General features: G+C 40.9%; 13 protein-coding genes. 8 read left to right on the top strand and 5 right to left on the bottom strand.

Translation table 11 applies throughout. The features are described 5' to 3' along the window. Nucleotides 1–93 precede the first annotated feature (93 nt). The 4 genes from phoP to PSF42_RS09530 all read left to right on the top strand — a co-directional run bounded on the left by phoP (nt 94) and on the right by PSF42_RS09530 (nt 4,528). The gene (gene phoP, locus PSF42_RS09545) at nt 94–768 is read left to right on the top strand and encodes a two-component system response regulator PhoP (RefSeq protein WP_125891179.1); all 675 of its coding nucleotides are present in this window, start codon (nt 94–96) and stop codon (nt 766–768) included. Between the two features lies 1 nt (nt 769). Continuing rightward, nucleotides 770–2,227 (top strand): two-component system sensor histidine kinase PhoQ, encoded by a 1,458-nt coding sequence (gene phoQ / locus PSF42_RS09540; protein ID WP_185746866.1) that lies wholly within the window; start codon nt 770–772, stop codon nt 2,225–2,227. A 245-nt stretch (nt 2,228–2,472) separates the two neighbouring features. Further along, entirely contained in the window at nt 2,473–3,597 is a 1,125-nt protein-coding gene (locus tag PSF42_RS09535; protein ID WP_125891181.1) for a ribosomal protein uL16 3-hydroxylase, read from the top strand. A 331-nt stretch (nt 3,598–3,928) separates the two neighbouring features. Further along, nucleotides 3,929–4,528 (top strand): LysE family translocator, encoded by a 600-nt coding sequence (locus PSF42_RS09530; protein WP_125891182.1) that lies wholly within the window; start codon nt 3,929–3,931, stop codon nt 4,526–4,528. 48 nt (nt 4,529–4,576) lie between these two features. Here PSF42_RS09530 and pepT read toward each other — a convergent pair whose 3' ends face one another. Next, entirely contained in the window at nt 4,577–5,812 is a 1,236-nt protein-coding gene (pepT, locus tag PSF42_RS09525) for a peptidase T (RefSeq protein ID WP_125891183.1), read from the bottom strand. A gap of 379 nt (nt 5,813–6,191) precedes the next feature. Here pepT and PSF42_RS09520 point away from each other — a divergent pair, with 379 nt between their 5' ends. Continuing rightward, nucleotides 6,192–6,902, top strand: a complete 711-nt coding sequence (locus PSF42_RS09520; RefSeq protein WP_272679905.1) for an SDR family oxidoreductase — start codon at nt 6,192–6,194, stop codon at nt 6,900–6,902. Between the two features lie 50 nt (nt 6,903–6,952). On the opposite strand, the gene cobB is transcribed toward PSF42_RS09520, so the two are convergent. Then, on the bottom strand, nt 6,953–7,786 hold the full coding sequence (gene cobB / locus PSF42_RS09515) for a Sir2 family NAD+-dependent deacetylase (RefSeq protein WP_125891391.1): 834 nt from the start codon (nt 7,784–7,786) through the stop codon (nt 6,953–6,955). Between the two features lie 421 nt (nt 7,787–8,207). Here cobB and PSF42_RS09510 point away from each other — a divergent pair, with 421 nt between their 5' ends. Together PSF42_RS09510 and cyaB are read left to right on the top strand one after the other, a co-directional pair. After that, nucleotides 8,208–8,696 carry a TIGR00645 family protein gene (locus PSF42_RS09510; RefSeq protein ID WP_125891185.1) on the top strand — a complete coding sequence of 163 codons (489 nt, stop codon included), beginning with the start codon at nt 8,208–8,210 and terminating at the stop codon, nt 8,694–8,696. A gap of 140 nt (nt 8,697–8,836) precedes the next feature. After that, nucleotides 8,837–9,409, top strand: coding sequence for a class IV adenylate cyclase (cyaB, locus tag PSF42_RS09505; protein WP_125891186.1), 573 nt, complete (start codon nt 8,837–8,839; stop codon nt 9,407–9,409). 39 nt (nt 9,410–9,448) lie between these two features. On the opposite strand, the gene lolE is transcribed toward cyaB, so the two are convergent. From lolE to lolC, 3 genes are read right to left on the bottom strand one after another with little or no spacing between them, the layout of a single operon-like run. Beyond that, complete coding sequence (lolE, locus tag PSF42_RS09500; RefSeq protein WP_272679904.1) at nt 9,449–10,696, bottom strand: lipoprotein-releasing ABC transporter permease subunit LolE; 1,248 nt, start codon at nt 10,694–10,696, stop codon at nt 9,449–9,451. Next, the gene (lolD, locus tag PSF42_RS09495) at nt 10,696–11,397 is read right to left on the bottom strand and encodes a lipoprotein-releasing ABC transporter ATP-binding protein LolD (protein ID WP_125891188.1); all 702 of its coding nucleotides are present in this window, start codon (nt 11,395–11,397) and stop codon (nt 10,696–10,698) included. The genes lolE and lolD overlap by 1 nt, the downstream gene beginning before the upstream one ends. Next, nucleotides 11,390–12,592, bottom strand: a complete 1,203-nt coding sequence (lolC, locus tag PSF42_RS09490; RefSeq protein ID WP_213912592.1) for a lipoprotein-releasing ABC transporter permease subunit LolC — start codon at nt 12,590–12,592, stop codon at nt 11,390–11,392. Before lolC ends, lolD begins: the two co-directional genes overlap by 8 nt. 276 nt (nt 12,593–12,868) lie before the next feature. On the opposite strand from lolC, the gene mfd reads away from it, so the two are divergent. Further along, entirely contained in the window at nt 12,869–16,312 is a 3,444-nt protein-coding gene (gene mfd / locus PSF42_RS09485; RefSeq protein ID WP_272679903.1) for a transcription-repair coupling factor, read from the top strand. Nucleotides 16,313–16,325 lie beyond the last annotated feature (13 nt).

The following is a 16,325-nucleotide window of genomic DNA, read 5'->3' as shown; positions in this document are numbered from 1 at the left end:
CTTGTCGTTATTCAGAACTCTTTTTACCATAGCGTATCTAGTGCTACTATTTGCAATAAGTGTAGCTATCTTTTTTCAATATGAGGGTTTCCGATGCGTATTCTTATTGTCGAAGACAATGCGTTACTTCGTCACCATTTAACCGTACAGCTTAAAGAGCTTGGTCATCAGGTTGACTCCGCTGAAGATGCAAAAGAAGCTGACTACTTTTTACACGAAAGTTGCCCAGATATCGCGGTAGTTGATTTGGGCTTACCTGATGAAGACGGGCTTTCCATGATAAAACGCTGGCGTGGTGAGCACGTCAATATTCCACTTTTAGTATTGACGGCTCGCGAAAGTTGGCAAGAAAAAGTACAAGCACTAAACAGTGGTGCAGATGACTACGTGACGAAACCTTTCCAGCTAGAAGAGCTGGTCGCCCGCATGCAAGCTTTAATGCGCAGAAATAGCGGTCTCGCTTCACAAGTACTCGAATTAGGCAATTTCGTTATTGACCTCTCACGTAAAGAATTTACAGTTAACGGTGAAACCGTCAAATTAACTGCTTTTGAGTACACCATTATTGAAACACTGCTTCGCAACAATGGGAAAGTGGTTAGCAAAGACTCGTTAATGCGCCAGCTTTATCCAGATGCCGAACTTAGAGAAAGTCATACTATCGATGTTTTAATGGGCCGATTACGCAAAAAAATTCAACAATTCCATAGTGATGATGTGATTGTCACTGTACGTGGCCAAGGCTATCGTTTTGATGTGAATGGCTAATATGACGCTACGTAAATTTAAGTTCAAGCCCCTTTCGCTACGAGCACGTTTTCTCTGTGCCACATCAGCCGTGATCTTGGCGCTTTCTTTGTCCTACGGTATCGTTGCAATTTTGGGGTATCTAATTAGTTTCGATAAAACAACTTACACTCTATTACGTAGCCAAAGTAACTTAATTTACAGCCTAGCCCAATGGCAAAATAATAAAATTGATATTCGTGTTCCACCAAATTTCACATTAAATAACCCTACTTTGGTTATTATTTATGATGAACAAGGTCTCGTATTATGGCGCCAACGGGATGTACCTAGCGTTGAACGGCTGATCCGTAATGATTGGCTAAAAAAAGAAGGCTTATATGAAATTGATACGGACATTCGTGAAACTCGCCAACTCCTAGACGACAACCCCGAGTTCAACACAAAATTAGACGACATGGGTAATGATGACGAACCGTTGACTCACTCCGTGTCCGTGAACCAATATGCCGCAAGCGAAAACCTGCCTCCTCTCACCATCGTCGTTGTTGATACCCTACCACAAGACTTACAAAATACCGGTTTAGTTTGGGAATGGTTTGGTTACGTTTTACTAGCTAACTTAATTTTAGTCATCCCCTTATTATGGTTGGCCGCTTATTGGAGCCTACGGCCAATTAAATCATTAGTATCACAACTCAGTAGCCTAGAAAAAGGTGAACGGGATGCACTGGACGAGAACCCACCGTATGAGCTTCGCGGCCTAGTACGCAACCTTAATATTTTGTTAACGAATGAACGAAAGCGCTACAGTAAATATCGCACCACACTTTCGGATTTAACACACAGTTTAAAAACGCCTTTAGCCGTTTTACAGTCGACATTACGCCTGCTTCGCTCAGGCAAACAAATGAATATAGAACAAGCTGAGCCTATCATGCTTGAACAAATTGGCCGTATTTCTCAGCAGGTTGGCTATTATTTGCACCGCGCATCAACGCAAGGTGATGAAAACATGATGCTACGTGAAATTTCATCTGTTCCATCAATATTAGACAGCCTTGCAAGTGCCCTGCATAAAGTTTACCAACACAAAGGGGTTTCTATTACGGTTAACGTTTCTCCTGAAATAACCTGGCTAGGTCAACCTAATGACTTCATGGAAGTTATGGGCAATATCATGGAAAATGCGTGTAAATATTGCCTTGAATTCGTTGAGGTTAGTGCTGTTACGGGGGCTGATAGCTTAACATTAATTGTCGATGATGATGGTCCTGGCGTACCTGAAAGCAAACGCAGCTTAATTTTCGTTCGAGGGCAACGTGCAGATACCCTGCGTCCAGGCCAAGGCTTAGGCTTATCCATTGCCTTGGATATTATCGACCAGTATGACGGGGAAATCATAATTAGTGATAGCCCGCTTGGCGGTGCACGTTTATCCGTCACATTTAGGCAGCAATCTATGATTGAAGATAGTTAATCTGTGATATGAGTCCGTTTGTCCCCTATTTTACGAACCATTTCCGGTATACTATTTATGAAGTGTTTTATGAAAAGTAGTTTAAGGTGGCTGACTTGTTTACTCTCAAGATAAACCGCCCCCTACGTTTCTCATAAAGTTTATTTAGCATAATACTATTGTATATCGGCCATTTTTCGGTATTAAGACCGGGTATATTGCAATAAACTGATTAGCTATATTTAGCAGCTCCAAGGGACAATAAGATGGATTACAAACTAAATCTCGACTGGCAAAGTTTCCTCGACAGTCACTGGCAGAAGCGCCCACTGCTTATCAAAAAAGGGTTTGCAAATTTTATTGACCCTATCTCGCCTGACGAACTTGCAGGTCTGGCGATGGAAGATGAGGTTGATAGCCGTTTGGTTAGCCATAAAGAAGGAATTTGGCAAGTTGGCCATGGCCCATTTGAAAGCTATGAACACCTTGGCGAAGAGAATTGGTCTATTTTAGTTCAAGCTGTTGACCATTGGCATCACCCAAGCTCTGCGTTGATGAAACCATTCCGTGTACTTTCAGACTGGCGAATGGATGATTTAATGATCTCCTACTCGGTCCCCGGCGGTGGTGTAGGCCCTCACCTAGACCAATACGATGTGTTTATTATTCAAGGCGAAGGCCGTCGTCATTGGCGAGTGGGCGAAAAAATTCCAATGAAACAACATTGCCCACACCCTGACTTACTGCAAGTACAACCCTTTGATGCCATCATTGATGAAGAAATGGAACCCGGCGATATATTGTACATTCCACCTGGGTTCCCACATGAAGGCTACGCCATTGAGCCTTCATTAAATTACTCGGTTGGCTTTCGTGCACCAAATACTCGTGAATTGGTCAGTAGCTTTGCCGATCACTTAATTTCTAACGATTTAGGCAGTTACCGTTATAGTGACCCTGATTTATCATTCCGTGATAACCCTGCGGAGATCTTGCAAGGTGAACAAATTAAGCTGCGTGAGATGATGATATCACTAATTAATGACCCCGAGCTCTTTCGCAAATGGTTAGGTGAGTTTATCTCTCAATCACGCCACGAATTAGACATTGCGCCACCTGAACCACCTTATGAGCAAGAAGAAATCTATGATTTACTGAAAACTCAGCAAGAAACCTTGTACAAATTAAATGGTCTCAGAGCATTACGCGTTGGCGACCAATTTTTTGTAAATGGAGAATGCTTAGAAACTGAGTGTTATGAAGCTGCAGATAGTTTGTGTCGCTATGATGCCGTTAATAGCCAACTTTTAGCTGATGCTATTGATGACGTTAATTTTATCGCACTACTTACTGCACTCGTCAATAACGGCTACTGGTATTTTGATGATTAATCGATACCAATAATATTAAATGTGTATTTTATGAAAAGGCCCATTAATTATGGGCTTTTTCTTTAAACGAATTCTATTAGTATGATATAGCAACTCTCTCCTACCCCATTAATAAAAACCGCTGACTGTAATTAAAATACCTTCATTAATAACTAAGTTATTTATTTTAGTCTGTATTTTATTTCACGGTCACATACTCCCTTTATGAGCCTGATTTACTCATCAGCACGCAAAGATAACGTATTTTATTTGATTCAATTCTAAACTGTTTTTACTTCAACATCGCCAATCCTATACAGCGTTAATTACCCCTTTTAAAGATGATAACAACATGAACATAGAAACACTTTTGGCTTTATCATTGTTTTCCTTTGTGACATCCATAACGCCAGGACCCAATAATATTATGTTACTTGCTTCAGGCATTAATTTTGGATTTAGAAAAACATTGCCGCATTCATTGGGAGTATCAATCGGTTTTCTTATTATGCTCGTTGCAGTAGGGCTTGGAATCGGAGCCTTGATCCAATCATCCCCTATGATTTATTCGATATTAAAATATTTTGGAATTGTTTATTTGTTCTGGCTTGCATGGAAAACCACGATTAGCCATTCCATTGCACAGACAAATAACCAAGAGATTAAACCGCTAACTTTCTTAGAAGCGGCACTATTTCAATGGATAAATCCTAAAGCATGGATGATGGCTATTTCTGGAATGGCCATGTATACCAATACAAACGCCCCCTATTTATCGATGTTTCAGGTCGCCGTCATCTTCTCAGCCATCAACTGGCCGTGTGTTGCTATCTGGGCGATGTTTGGCAGTAAATTAAGAGAAAGACTAAAACAACCTAAAATATTAAAACGATTTAATTTAGTCATGGGTATTTTACTGGCGCTTAGTGGTATTTCTGTATTATTTCAATAGAAAAATTAGAGTGCTTATCGCAGTAAGCACTCTATTTATGGCAAGATATCAGGATTGCCGTGCGTGGATAGCCGTTAGCTCCGCAATACGCATAATCACACTAACAGCCTGTTCCATACCTTCTTGGGTTATAAACTCATGTTTACTGTGGAAATTATATCCACCTGTAAAAATATTTGGGCACGGTAAGCCGCGATGTGAAAGCTGAGCTCCGTCAGTACCGCCCCGGATAGGTTGAATAATGGGCTCAATGCCACAATCAAGCATCGCTTGCTTGGCTAGTTCAATCACGTGTGGGTACTTCATGACCTCTTTGTGCATGTTATAATAGGTATCATCAAGCGTTAGTTCGATATAACAACTTGGATGTAGCCCTTCGCCAACTTTTTCAGCAATTCGAATGATATTTTTCTTCCTAGCTTCAAATCCTGCTAAGTCAAAATCACGAATAATATAATTCAACTCGGCCTTCTCTACTGTACCTTTTAACGAGGTTAAATGATAAAACCCTTCATAACCATCTGTACTTTCAGGTGTTTCATCGGGAGGTAACATTGCATGAATACGATTTGCTAACCCTAATGCATTCACCATCACCCCTTTGGCTGTACCTGGATGGGTGTTATTGCCGACAATTTTAATCGAAACATTGGCCGCATTAAAATTTTCATACTCTAATTCACCAACACCACCACCATCGACGGTATAGGCCCACAATGCATCAAATTGTTTAAAGTCGATATGGCGAGCCCCACGTCCTATCTCTTCATCAGGGGTAAATGCAAGACAGACTTTCCCATGAGGAATATTTTTTTCCTTTAAACGGACGAATGCTGTAATAATTTCTGCAATTCCCGCTTTATCATCGGCACCAAGTAAGGTTTTACCATCAGTCATGATCAGGGTTTTGCCAATCATTTCATGGAGTACCGGAAACATTACTGGGGATAACACTTCATCACCAATACCTAACGCAATATCCCCACCTCGATAATTTTCAAGGACTTGTGGACTCACGTTTTTACCTGAAAAATCAGGCGCTGTGTCTAAGTGTGAAATAAAACCAATAGTGGGAACATCCCAATCAACGTTTGACGGCAAATAGGCCATCACACAACCTTGATCGCTTAGTGTTATTTTTTCAAAACCTAATTCGTTCAGTTCATTAACTAATGCGCGAGCAAACTTTAACTGCCCCGCACTGCTCGGTACGGTTTTTGCGTTTAGTTTTGACTGTGTATCGAAAGCGGTATATTCAAAAAACCGCTCTAAGAGTTTGTCCATACCCTTCCCCCTAAAATATCAATGTTTATATTATGGGAAAGATCACAGATTCAATTATTGTCTCAAATCAGCTTTCCTGTTAATGCGCACTATTTTTATAGTAAATCTTTAATAAAATTTATTTTTTAGCGTATTTTTTGGGTGATTAACTGTCATAGTCACAATCAGCACCTATAATTAATAGGGGTAATAATTAAATTACATTAATTAGTAAATTATTAGTTACCTAAAAACACGCCTCTTGGTTAACTTTCACTCTCCCACTACACAGATCATCAATTATTGAATTGAAATAGTATGTTATATATGACCTATTATTTTTTTATTTATTATCTAATTAATAAACAAAACGAAGTTTAACTCGTTAATAGGAATATCTATGTCAAAAACATGTTTAATTTATGGTGTGAGCAAAGGCTTAGGCAAGGCATTAGTCGAAGGATTCCCTGAAAAAGTAGACCATATTTATGGTGTTTCTCGCTCAAAACCTCCTTTTGAACAAACTAATTTTACGTGGATCCCTGCTGATTTAAATGACATTAATAGTGCAAATACCATTAAGCATGTTATTCAAAATCAACCTATTCATACTTTAATTTATAACGTTGGCATATGGGAAAAATTGGCATTTAATGAAGAGTACCAATTTGAATCGACTGATGACATAGAGTTACTCAATATGGTTCAAACCAATATAAGTGCCTGTTTATTAAATCTAAAAGCGCTCTTACCTAATTTGCGCCTAGCAAAAAACAGTAAGGTTATATTGATTGGCTCCACATGGGGTTTAGATAATCATAATGGCAAGGAAGTCACCTTTTCTGCCACCAAATATGCCCTCAGAGGGATAGTCCAGTCATTAAGAGAAACACTACGGGAAGATAAAATAGCAATATCAGTCATAAACTTAGGTTATCTAGCAACTGAGTTCCCATTAACTGTTTCTGTCGATGAGGTCATTGAAAAAAGTGATGGGCAATTAATCCCATTACAAGATGTTGTCAACGCCGTGCGTTTTATCGCCAATACCAGCAATGCAACCTGTGTCAAAGAGATTACGATGCCAGCCATGATGGATACAAACGTCTAACCTATAAGAGGAAACAATACGCTTCCCCTATAATGTTATATATTAAAAGCTTATTGCGCGGTATTTTTAACCTGTAACTCAGTAATAAGCTTATTAATATATTCAACAACGACTTTGCTGGCTAAACCATAGTGTTTTTCATCGAACTCACTTTCCACTTGGCTAGGCTCTAAATTCAGTTCGACGGTATGTGCCCCATGTAATTTCGCCTCATGCACAAAACCTGCCGCAGGATACACATGGCCAGACGTTCCAATAGAAATAAAAATAGTCGCCGATTCAATGGATTGATAAATATAATCCATTCCAATTGGCATTTCACCAAACCAAACAATATGGGGCCTCAGCGGTTGAGGAAATTGGCAACAATGACAGCGGTCATCGACCGATAAATCCCCTTTCCACTCCAATACTTGATTTGACCAATTACAGCGAACTTTTAATAGCTCTCCATGCATATGGATAACCCGCTGACTCCCCGCTCTTTCATGCAAATTATCTATATTTTGCGTAATTAACAAAAAGCGGTCACCAAAAAGTTCTTCAAGCTGTGCAAGTGCATAGTGAGCGGCGTTAGGCTTAATATTTTCTTGCTGTAACTGCCGACGCCGCTCATTATAAAAACGTTGTACTAATTCAGGATCACGCTCGAAACCTTCAGGAGTAGCGACATCTTCAACGCGATGCTCCTCCCATAATCCATCCGCAGAACGGAATGTTTGGATCCCAGATTCAGCTGAAATTCCAGCCCCCGTCAAAACGACGATATTGACATTTTTCATGTTATCCAATCTATTATCTATATAAAAAGACCGGTTACGAAGTCGCTGGCGGCGTATACATTTATTCTTACGAGCTTTTTTCAACCTATAACGAAATCGCAACATCAAAACTTCCTTTCATCCATATCACCAATAAAATTTATACCGTATTAAATATTAATTGTTTTCTATCATGTCATTACGACATGAATTTATAAACCTTGATTGTTTGAAATTATTTAAAACAATCAAGCTCAAGTGTGTATTTTATTGGCATATTAACCATTTCCTTACCACAACTGATGATATTATCTAAATGTTAACATACTAAAACGCATCATCATGCTGAATGCAAATAAAAATATCGAAGGTATCGATTTTGTCACTTTTTGTTCATGAAAATGACATCATATATTCATAAATACGCCATAAAACTGCCACAATGGGAAAACAATAAAAAAACCTTTCTCGTTCACTCTCAGTGCAGTTAAAATACGCCTCGCAGATTTTACTGTGTTATTAACTCACCACTACAAGGGATTTCATGGAAAAGTTTTTTGAAAGAGCGATGTATGCTTCACGTTGGATTTTAGCGCCTATCTATTTTGGGCTTTCACTGACACTATTGGCTTTAACCATTAAGTTCTTTCAAGAGCTATACCATATTTTGCCAAATATCTTTTCAATTCCTGAAGCAGACTTAATTTTAACGCTATTATCATTGATTGATATGGCATTAGTCGGTGGGTTATTGGTGATGGTGATGTTTTCAGGTTATGAGAACTTTGTTTCACAAATGGATATTCCTGACAACAGCGAAAAACTTGGCTGGCTTGGAAAAATGGACGCTTCATCATTAAAAAATAAAGTCGCGGCTTCCATTGTTGCAATTTCCTCAATTCACTTGTTAAAAATCTTTATGGACTTAAAAAGTGTCTCAAATGACAAACTAATGTGGTATGTCGTTATCCATTTAACCTTTGTATTATCTGCATTCGTTATGGGTTACCTCGATAAAATGACCAAAAAATAAACAGTTGAATTTATTTTCAAAGTGCCTAGCCTCGACGCATAGGCACTTATCAGTTGACTAATCTTATCTTTATCTCCCTTTTCATTTTCCGCTTTGTGTTACCATCACTGTTCTGAAGACCCGTACTAAGGATACTCAACATGAGCCAACATTTTGTCGGCAAATATGAAGCTGAGATTAAATTTCAATTACCAGACCCTGACACTTTTTTGCATAAAATAAGAGCCGACTTGGCCGAACCCTTTACGGAAAATAATATAGAAACAGATTATTTCTATGAAAACCCACATTTACCACTGGCCGACAATAACGTCAGTATGTGTGTCCGTGAAATGGTGCCATCAGGCATAAAATTATGGATAGTTAAAGGCCCTGGGCTTTCTGAATGCAAAGCCATTAATATTGATGACTGCCATCATGTACAAAACATGTTGACGACACTGGGATACCATTGCTACTTAACCACGACAAAGGTAAGAAGTATTTATTTTCTGAATGACATACACATAACAATTGACCATCTTAGTGGGATCGGTTGGTTCGCTGAGTTTGCCATCATGACTGATGAACAAGATTTACTTGATAGTTTATATAAAAGGTTGATGGCGACGGCCAAACAGTATGGATTTACAGAAGAAATGGTCGAAACTCGTAGCTATAAACAGATGTTTTTAACTGCACAGCCATCATATAAAGAGCCAATAAATTTTTAGCGCCATTCCCTAAAAATAATTGGCTCTTTGCCCTAATGACTATTGGCCACTGAGGATCCGAGCTGGGTCTAACTTACTCGCTCGGCGAGCTGGATACCAACTGGCTAACAGGCTTAACACAATGGTTGTAATTAAAACATAAACTACATCCATAACATGCAATTCAGACGGTAAAAAATCAATAAAATAGACATCACCGGACAAAATTGGATGGCCAACAATAGCCTCTATCACCTTGATCATTGACGTTAAATTTAAGGATATGACGACCCCAAGTACCGCGCCAATCAAAGAACCAACAAGGCCCCCCAACAAACCATACCATAAGAAAATAGCGCGGATTTGCCTATCTTTTGCTCCTAAGGTTCGCAATACAGCGATGTCACTACTTTTATCTTTAACGGCCATAACAAGCGTAGAAACAATATTAAAACAGGCAACACCAATGACTAATATCATAGCTAAGTACATGATACTTCTAACCATTTGAATATCATTGTACATATAGCCATAATCACCAATCCAGCTTTTTACGACAACGTGATGCATAGTTTTCAAACCTGCATCATAAACAACTTGATCGGCAATAAATGGGTCTGTGGCTTTGATTTCAAACCCTGTCACACCATCCCCATAGTCGAGGTATTCCTGTGCATCTGCGAGTGGAACAAGTGCCAACTGGTGATCTAGCAGGCCGCTCAGTTTAAAAACCCCTGTCACCTGCACGCGAATACGCTTAGGTTGTTGAATTTTTAAGCTAGCATCCGTATTTGGGATCATGATTGTCACCCAATCCCCAACCTTCACATTCAATGCATCAGCCACACCTTGGCCTAAAATAATTGATTGTTTACCCGCTTCAAAATGCTGCCAAGCGTCATTGAGAATAAACTGTGGTAATGCGCTGACTTGTGATTGCGTTTCTCGTGAAACTCCCATCACTTGGATTGCTTTTAAATTTGCGCCACGCTCAAGCAACCCAGTAAAATTGATGTAAGGACTAACGCCTTCTACACCCGGCGTTTTTCGGATAACTTGTTCAGCAAATTCCAAATCTTTATAGGGCGGTTTAACTGCATATATTTGCCCATGGGGAACGACAGATAATACGCGGTTATTTAATTCTCGCTCAAAGCCGTTCATCGCGCTCAAACCGATAATGAGCACTGCAACCCCGAGAACAATACCCAACGTTGAAACTATCGAGACTAACGAGACCATCCCGGTTCGACGTCGACCACGGCTGAAACGCAGCGCTGTGAGTAGTGAAAGAGGCAATTTAGACATTACCGAGCCCCCAAGGTAATTTCCTGCTGTAAATGCCCATCACGCATTTCCAATTGACGAGATAACCGGCGAGCTAGTGTCATATCATGAGTGACCACTAAAAATGCGGTCCGCTGTGTTCGGTTTAATTCCCCCAGCAATTCAAAAATGGCGTCTGCATTGCGTAAGTCCAGATTACCTGTCGGCTCATCGGCTAAAACCAATGCTGGCTCATTCACTAACGCCCTTGCAATAGCAACACGCTGACGCTCTCCCCCTGACAATTCAGAAGGACGATGCCCTGCCCGATGCGCTAGCCCGACCGCTTCTAGCATTTCGGTCGCTTTCGAAAATGCAGTTTCTTTCGCAACCTTGCCAATCAATAAAGGCATCGCCACATTCTCTAAGGCGGTAAAATCCGGTAAAAGATGGTGAAATTGGTAAATAAAACCTAAATCTTTATTACGAATAGCCGCACGTTCATCTGAAGATAATTGATTAATATGCTGCCCACGAAAAATGACATTCCCTTCTGATGGGGTATCTAGGCCCCCCAGTAAATGTAATAAGGTACTTTTACCCGAACCCGAGCTTCCCACAATAGCCATCATTTCCCCAAGCCCCATGGAAAAACTGACATTTTTCAACACTTGCGTCGACAATGTCCCTTCTTGATATGTTTTACTCAAATTTTCACAGACCAGAAGTGGTTGTTTATTCATAACGTAAAGCCTCAGCAGGTTGAACCGCTGCTGCACGCCAAGAAGGATAAAGCGTTGCCAGCAGAGAAATCAGCATTGCACTCAGTGCAATAATTAAAATACCAGAGTAATCAAGCACAATAGGCAGAGAGACACCTTTAGGTAATAAACCAATCAGCGGCATAATGACATTCAGTTGACTAGAAAGTATTGTGCCTAATATTGTGCCAATGAGTGAACCAATCACCCCCGCCCCTGCACCTTGGATCATAAATATCATTAAAATACGCCAACGTTTGAGACCAAGGGTTTTTAAAATAGCCACTTCACCTTGCTTTTCCATCACTAACAACGATAGCGAGGTAATAATGTTAAATGCCGCCACTGCGATAATTAAGCTGAGCAATAAGCCCATCATATTTTTTTCCATGCGAACCGCTTGGAAAAACTCCCCTTTACGCTCTCGCCAATCTTTCCACACCAAGCCTTCTGGTAACGTTTGCTGACTCAAAACGTCAACTTGTAAAGGTTCATCCAAATATAAACGCCACCCAGTAATGTGCCCTGTTGGATAACGTAGCATACGTGCGGCATCTTGCTGTGCGACGACCAACTCGCTCGTATCCGCTTCCCCATTCGTTTGGAAAATGCCTGCAACGGTAAATAAGCGCTGACTTGGAATACGCCCCATCGGTGTTAACTGACTCACCCCAGGAATAATTAAGCGAACTTCATCACCACGTTTTACGCCAAGCGTTTCTGCCAGTTTGTTCCCCAGAAAAACATTGTAACTGCCTTCTTTAAGATCACTGCGTTGCCCAACAACCAGTTTATCCAATAATAGCGAAGGTTCTTCAGGTTCAATCCCCCCCATGACACCAACGCCAACATTGGTTCGGCTTTGTAATACCACGTCAGATTGCACAATAGGTGCAATATGGCTAACACCGTTTAAATGTTGTAGGTCGGTTATTGGATATTTTGCTGGGTCTATGTTTCCAGAGGCAGAGGTTAAAATTGCCTGCGGCATATAAGCAAGTATGCTATCTTGTAAAGATCGCTCGAACCCATTCATCACTGAAGTGACGGTTATCAATGCCGTCACCCCCAGTGTGATACCAATGGCAGATAAACTGGAAACGAAACGCCCAAATTTATCTGCGGCGCGCCCACGTAAATAGCGTAGGCCTATAAATAATGAGACAGATTGGTGCATGAAATCTATGATGCCCCTGTTGCCAAAGCGAAGTGTTCAGCGATAATAAAGGGTACGATTGATGAATGGAACCACTCGATGGTTTTTTTTCTGCTTTGAGTGCCTTTTTGTCTGACTTTCAGACGAATTACGAGTTAAAACTGATTGTTTTGTTCCGAATTTTGTAGTTTAACTATCCATTGATTAACTTAACTATTTTTCGTGCAAAATTTGGCTATGTTTGTGCTAACTCTTGTTTAACTGCTTACTAATCGCTGTGAGATACCGAAGATTTCTATGTTGTCAAAATTTCGTTATGAACTCCCTAGTCGTAGTGGCGATGTTCGCCATTTAGGTTGCCTTATCGGGGCGGCTGGTGCACTTGAATGTGGAGAAATAATACAACGTCATCAAGGGCCTGTTATCATCGTGACACGTGACATGCAAAATGCATTACGTTTAAAAGATGAAATTCAACAGTTTACACAACACCCTATAGAGACACTTTCTGATTGGGAAACATTGCCATATGACAATTTCTCCCCCCATCAGGAAATTATTTCTCATCGTTTATCGACCCTGTACCGTTTGTCCAGTTTACAAAAAGGCGCATTAATTCTTCCCGTCAATACGCTGATGCAAAAAGTCTGCCCTGCTGACTTTTTAACCAGCCATGCTTTGTTGATGGCAAAAGGTGATAAACTTTCCCGTGATAACTTACGGAATGAGCTCGATAACGCGGGTTACCGCCATGTTGAACAAGTTTTAGAACATGGCGAATATGCAACACGCGGAGCGCTGCTCGATTTATTTCCAATGGGAAGTTCATTACCATTTCGTATTGATTTCTTTGATGATGAAATTGATAGCTTGCGAACTTTCGACGTAGACTCACAAAGAACACTCGAGGAAGTCGAGCAAATTAATTTACTCCCAGCGCATGAGTTCCCGACCGATAAAGACGCGATTGAACGTTTCCGCAGCCAATGGCGGGAGCGTTTTGAGGTTCGCCGTGACCCAGAGCATATTTACCAACAAGTCAGTAAAAATACCTTACCAGCAGGTATTGAGTATTGGCAGCCTTTATTCTTTGCACAGCCACTGCCCTCTTTATTTGAGTATTTACCACCATCAAGCTTAATTGTTTCGCAGAACTTACAAGAAGCCGCTGAACGGTTTCAGGTTGATACTCGACAACGGTATGAAAGCCGCGGTGTCGACCCTATGCGCCCATTGCTCCCGCCATCTGAACTCTGGCTAACCGTTGAACAACTTAATCAATCATTAAAAAACTGGCCACGTATTCAATTATCACCTGAGTCTCTGCCCAAAAAAGCGGCAAATACCAATTTAGATTATCTGCCATTACCGGATATCAGCACACAAGGGCAAAGCAAAACGCCACTCGAAAAATTGCGGCAGTTTACTGAACAGTTCGATGGAACTATCGTCTTTTCTGTTGAAAGCGAAGGCCGACGTGAAACCGTTACCGAACTATTAGCTCGTTTAAAAATTCGCCCTGAAATTATTCAAAGCTATACTAGCCCTGCTGATAACCGGTTTGCCATCACCATTGGTGCCGCTGAACATGGTTTTATTCAATCTGATATCCATAAAGCATTAATTTGTGAAAGCGATTTGCTTGGGGAGCGTGTTGTTCGCCGCCGGTCAGATAACCGCCGTTCCATTAATACCGATACCCTCATTCGTAATTTAGCGGAATTACGCACGGGGCAACCAGTTGTCCATATTGAGCATGGTGTGGGCCGTTACCAAGGGCTAACTACCTTAGAAGCGGGTGGGATTAAAGCGGAATATTTAATTTTAACCTATGCTGGCAATGATAAACTGTATGTTCCTGTTTCTTCGCTTCATTTAATTAGTCGTTATGCAGGTGGCGCGGATGAAAATGCCCCATTGCATAAATTAGGCAGTGATAGCTGGGGGCGTGCACGCCAAAAAGCGGCTGAAAAAGTTCGCGATGTTGCGGCAGAACTTCTTGATATCTATGCACAACGAGCCGCTAAAGCTGGCTTTGCATTTAAGCATGATAAACAACAATACCAAGAGTTTTGTCAAGGTTTTCCATTCGAAACAACGCCTGACCAAGAAGCCGCCATCAATGCCGTTCTCAGTGATATGTGCCAGCCATTAGCGATGGATCGTCTGGTTTGTGGCGATGTGGGCTTTGGTAAAACCGAAGTGGCAATGCGAGCCGCATTCCTTGCGATTAATAATAACAAGCAAGTTGCCGTGTTAGTCCCCACGACACTACTTGCGCAGCAGCACTACGATAACTTTAAAGATAGGTTTGCTAACTGGCCTGTCCGTATCGAAATGTTGTCACGCTTTAAAACAGCGAAAGAGCAACAACAAATTATTACCCAAGCTGCTGAAGGCAAAGTGGATATTCTAATTGGTACCCACAAATTGCTACAAAGTGACTTAGTATGGAAAGATTTAGGCTTACTTGTCGTCGATGAAGAACACCGCTTTGGTGTCCGTCATAAAGAACGCATCAAAGCCATGCGTGCAGACGTTGATATCTTAACGCTGACTGCCACACCTATCCCTCGGACGCTCAATATGGCCATGAGTGGTATGCGTGATTTATCTATTATCGCCACACCACCAGCACGCCGTTTGGCTGTAAAAACCTTTGTGCGCCAATATGATGACTTAGTTGTCCGTGAAGCAATTTTACGCGAAACCTTACGTGGCGGCCAAGTTTATTACCTTTACAATGATGTTGAAAACATTGAAAAAGCCAAAGCACGCCTTGAAGAGTTAGTCCCTGAAGCCCGTTTTGTTGTTGGTCATGGCCAAATGCGTGAGCGCGAATTAGAACGCGTAATGACAGATTTCCATCATCAACGTTTTAATGTATTGATATGCACAACAATTATTGAAACTGGTATTGATATACCGACGGCAAATACCATTATCATTGAACGCGCTGACCATTTCGGGTTAGCACAACTCCATCAACTACGTGGCCGTGTGGGTCGTTCTCACCATCAAGCTTATGCATACTTGCTCACTCCGCATCCAAAAGCCATGACTTCCGATGCACATAAACGTCTTGAAGCCATTTCTTCACTGGAAGATTTAGGAGCTGGGTTTGCTTTAGCAACTCATGATTTGGAAATTCGTGGTGCGGGTGAATTACTCGGTGAAGATCAAAGTGGGCAAATGACCACGATTGGTTTTACCCTCTACATGGAACTGTTAGAAAGTGCGGTTGATGCGCTAAAAGAGGGCCGTGAGCCTTCATTAGAAGATTTAACTAACCAACAAACAGAAATTGAGTTGCGCATGCCTGTTCTGTTGCCTGACGACTATATTCATGATGTGAATATCCGTTTATCTTTCTATAAGCGGATAGCCAGTGCAAAAGGAAGCCAAGAGCTCAACGACCTACGTACAGAGTTAATCGATCGTTTTGGTAGCCTACCAGATGCAGGTAAATTCTTACTAACGAATGCGGCTATTCGATTACAAGCTCAAGCCCTTGGTATTAAACGAATTGAAGCTCATGAAAAAGGCGGGTTCATTGAGTTTGGTGATAAAAATAAAGTCGACCCAAGTTTCTTAATAAGCTTATTACAAAACCAGCCACAAACTTATCGGTTAGATGGCCCTGTTAGACTAAAATTTTTCCATGATTTAACCGAAAGAGTTTCTCGACTAGAGTTTATTAAACAATTACTCATTGGATTTGAAGAGCATCAAATTAGCTAAGTTTGATGCTCTA

It is taken from the genome of Providencia sp. PROV032, from assembly GCF_028484875.1.
Classification (GTDB): Bacteria; Pseudomonadota; Gammaproteobacteria; order Enterobacterales; family Enterobacteriaceae; genus Providencia; species Providencia rettgeri_E.
The sequence above is the reverse complement of the archived record's forward strand: the minus strand, read 5'-3'. Positions and strand labels throughout refer to the sequence as shown.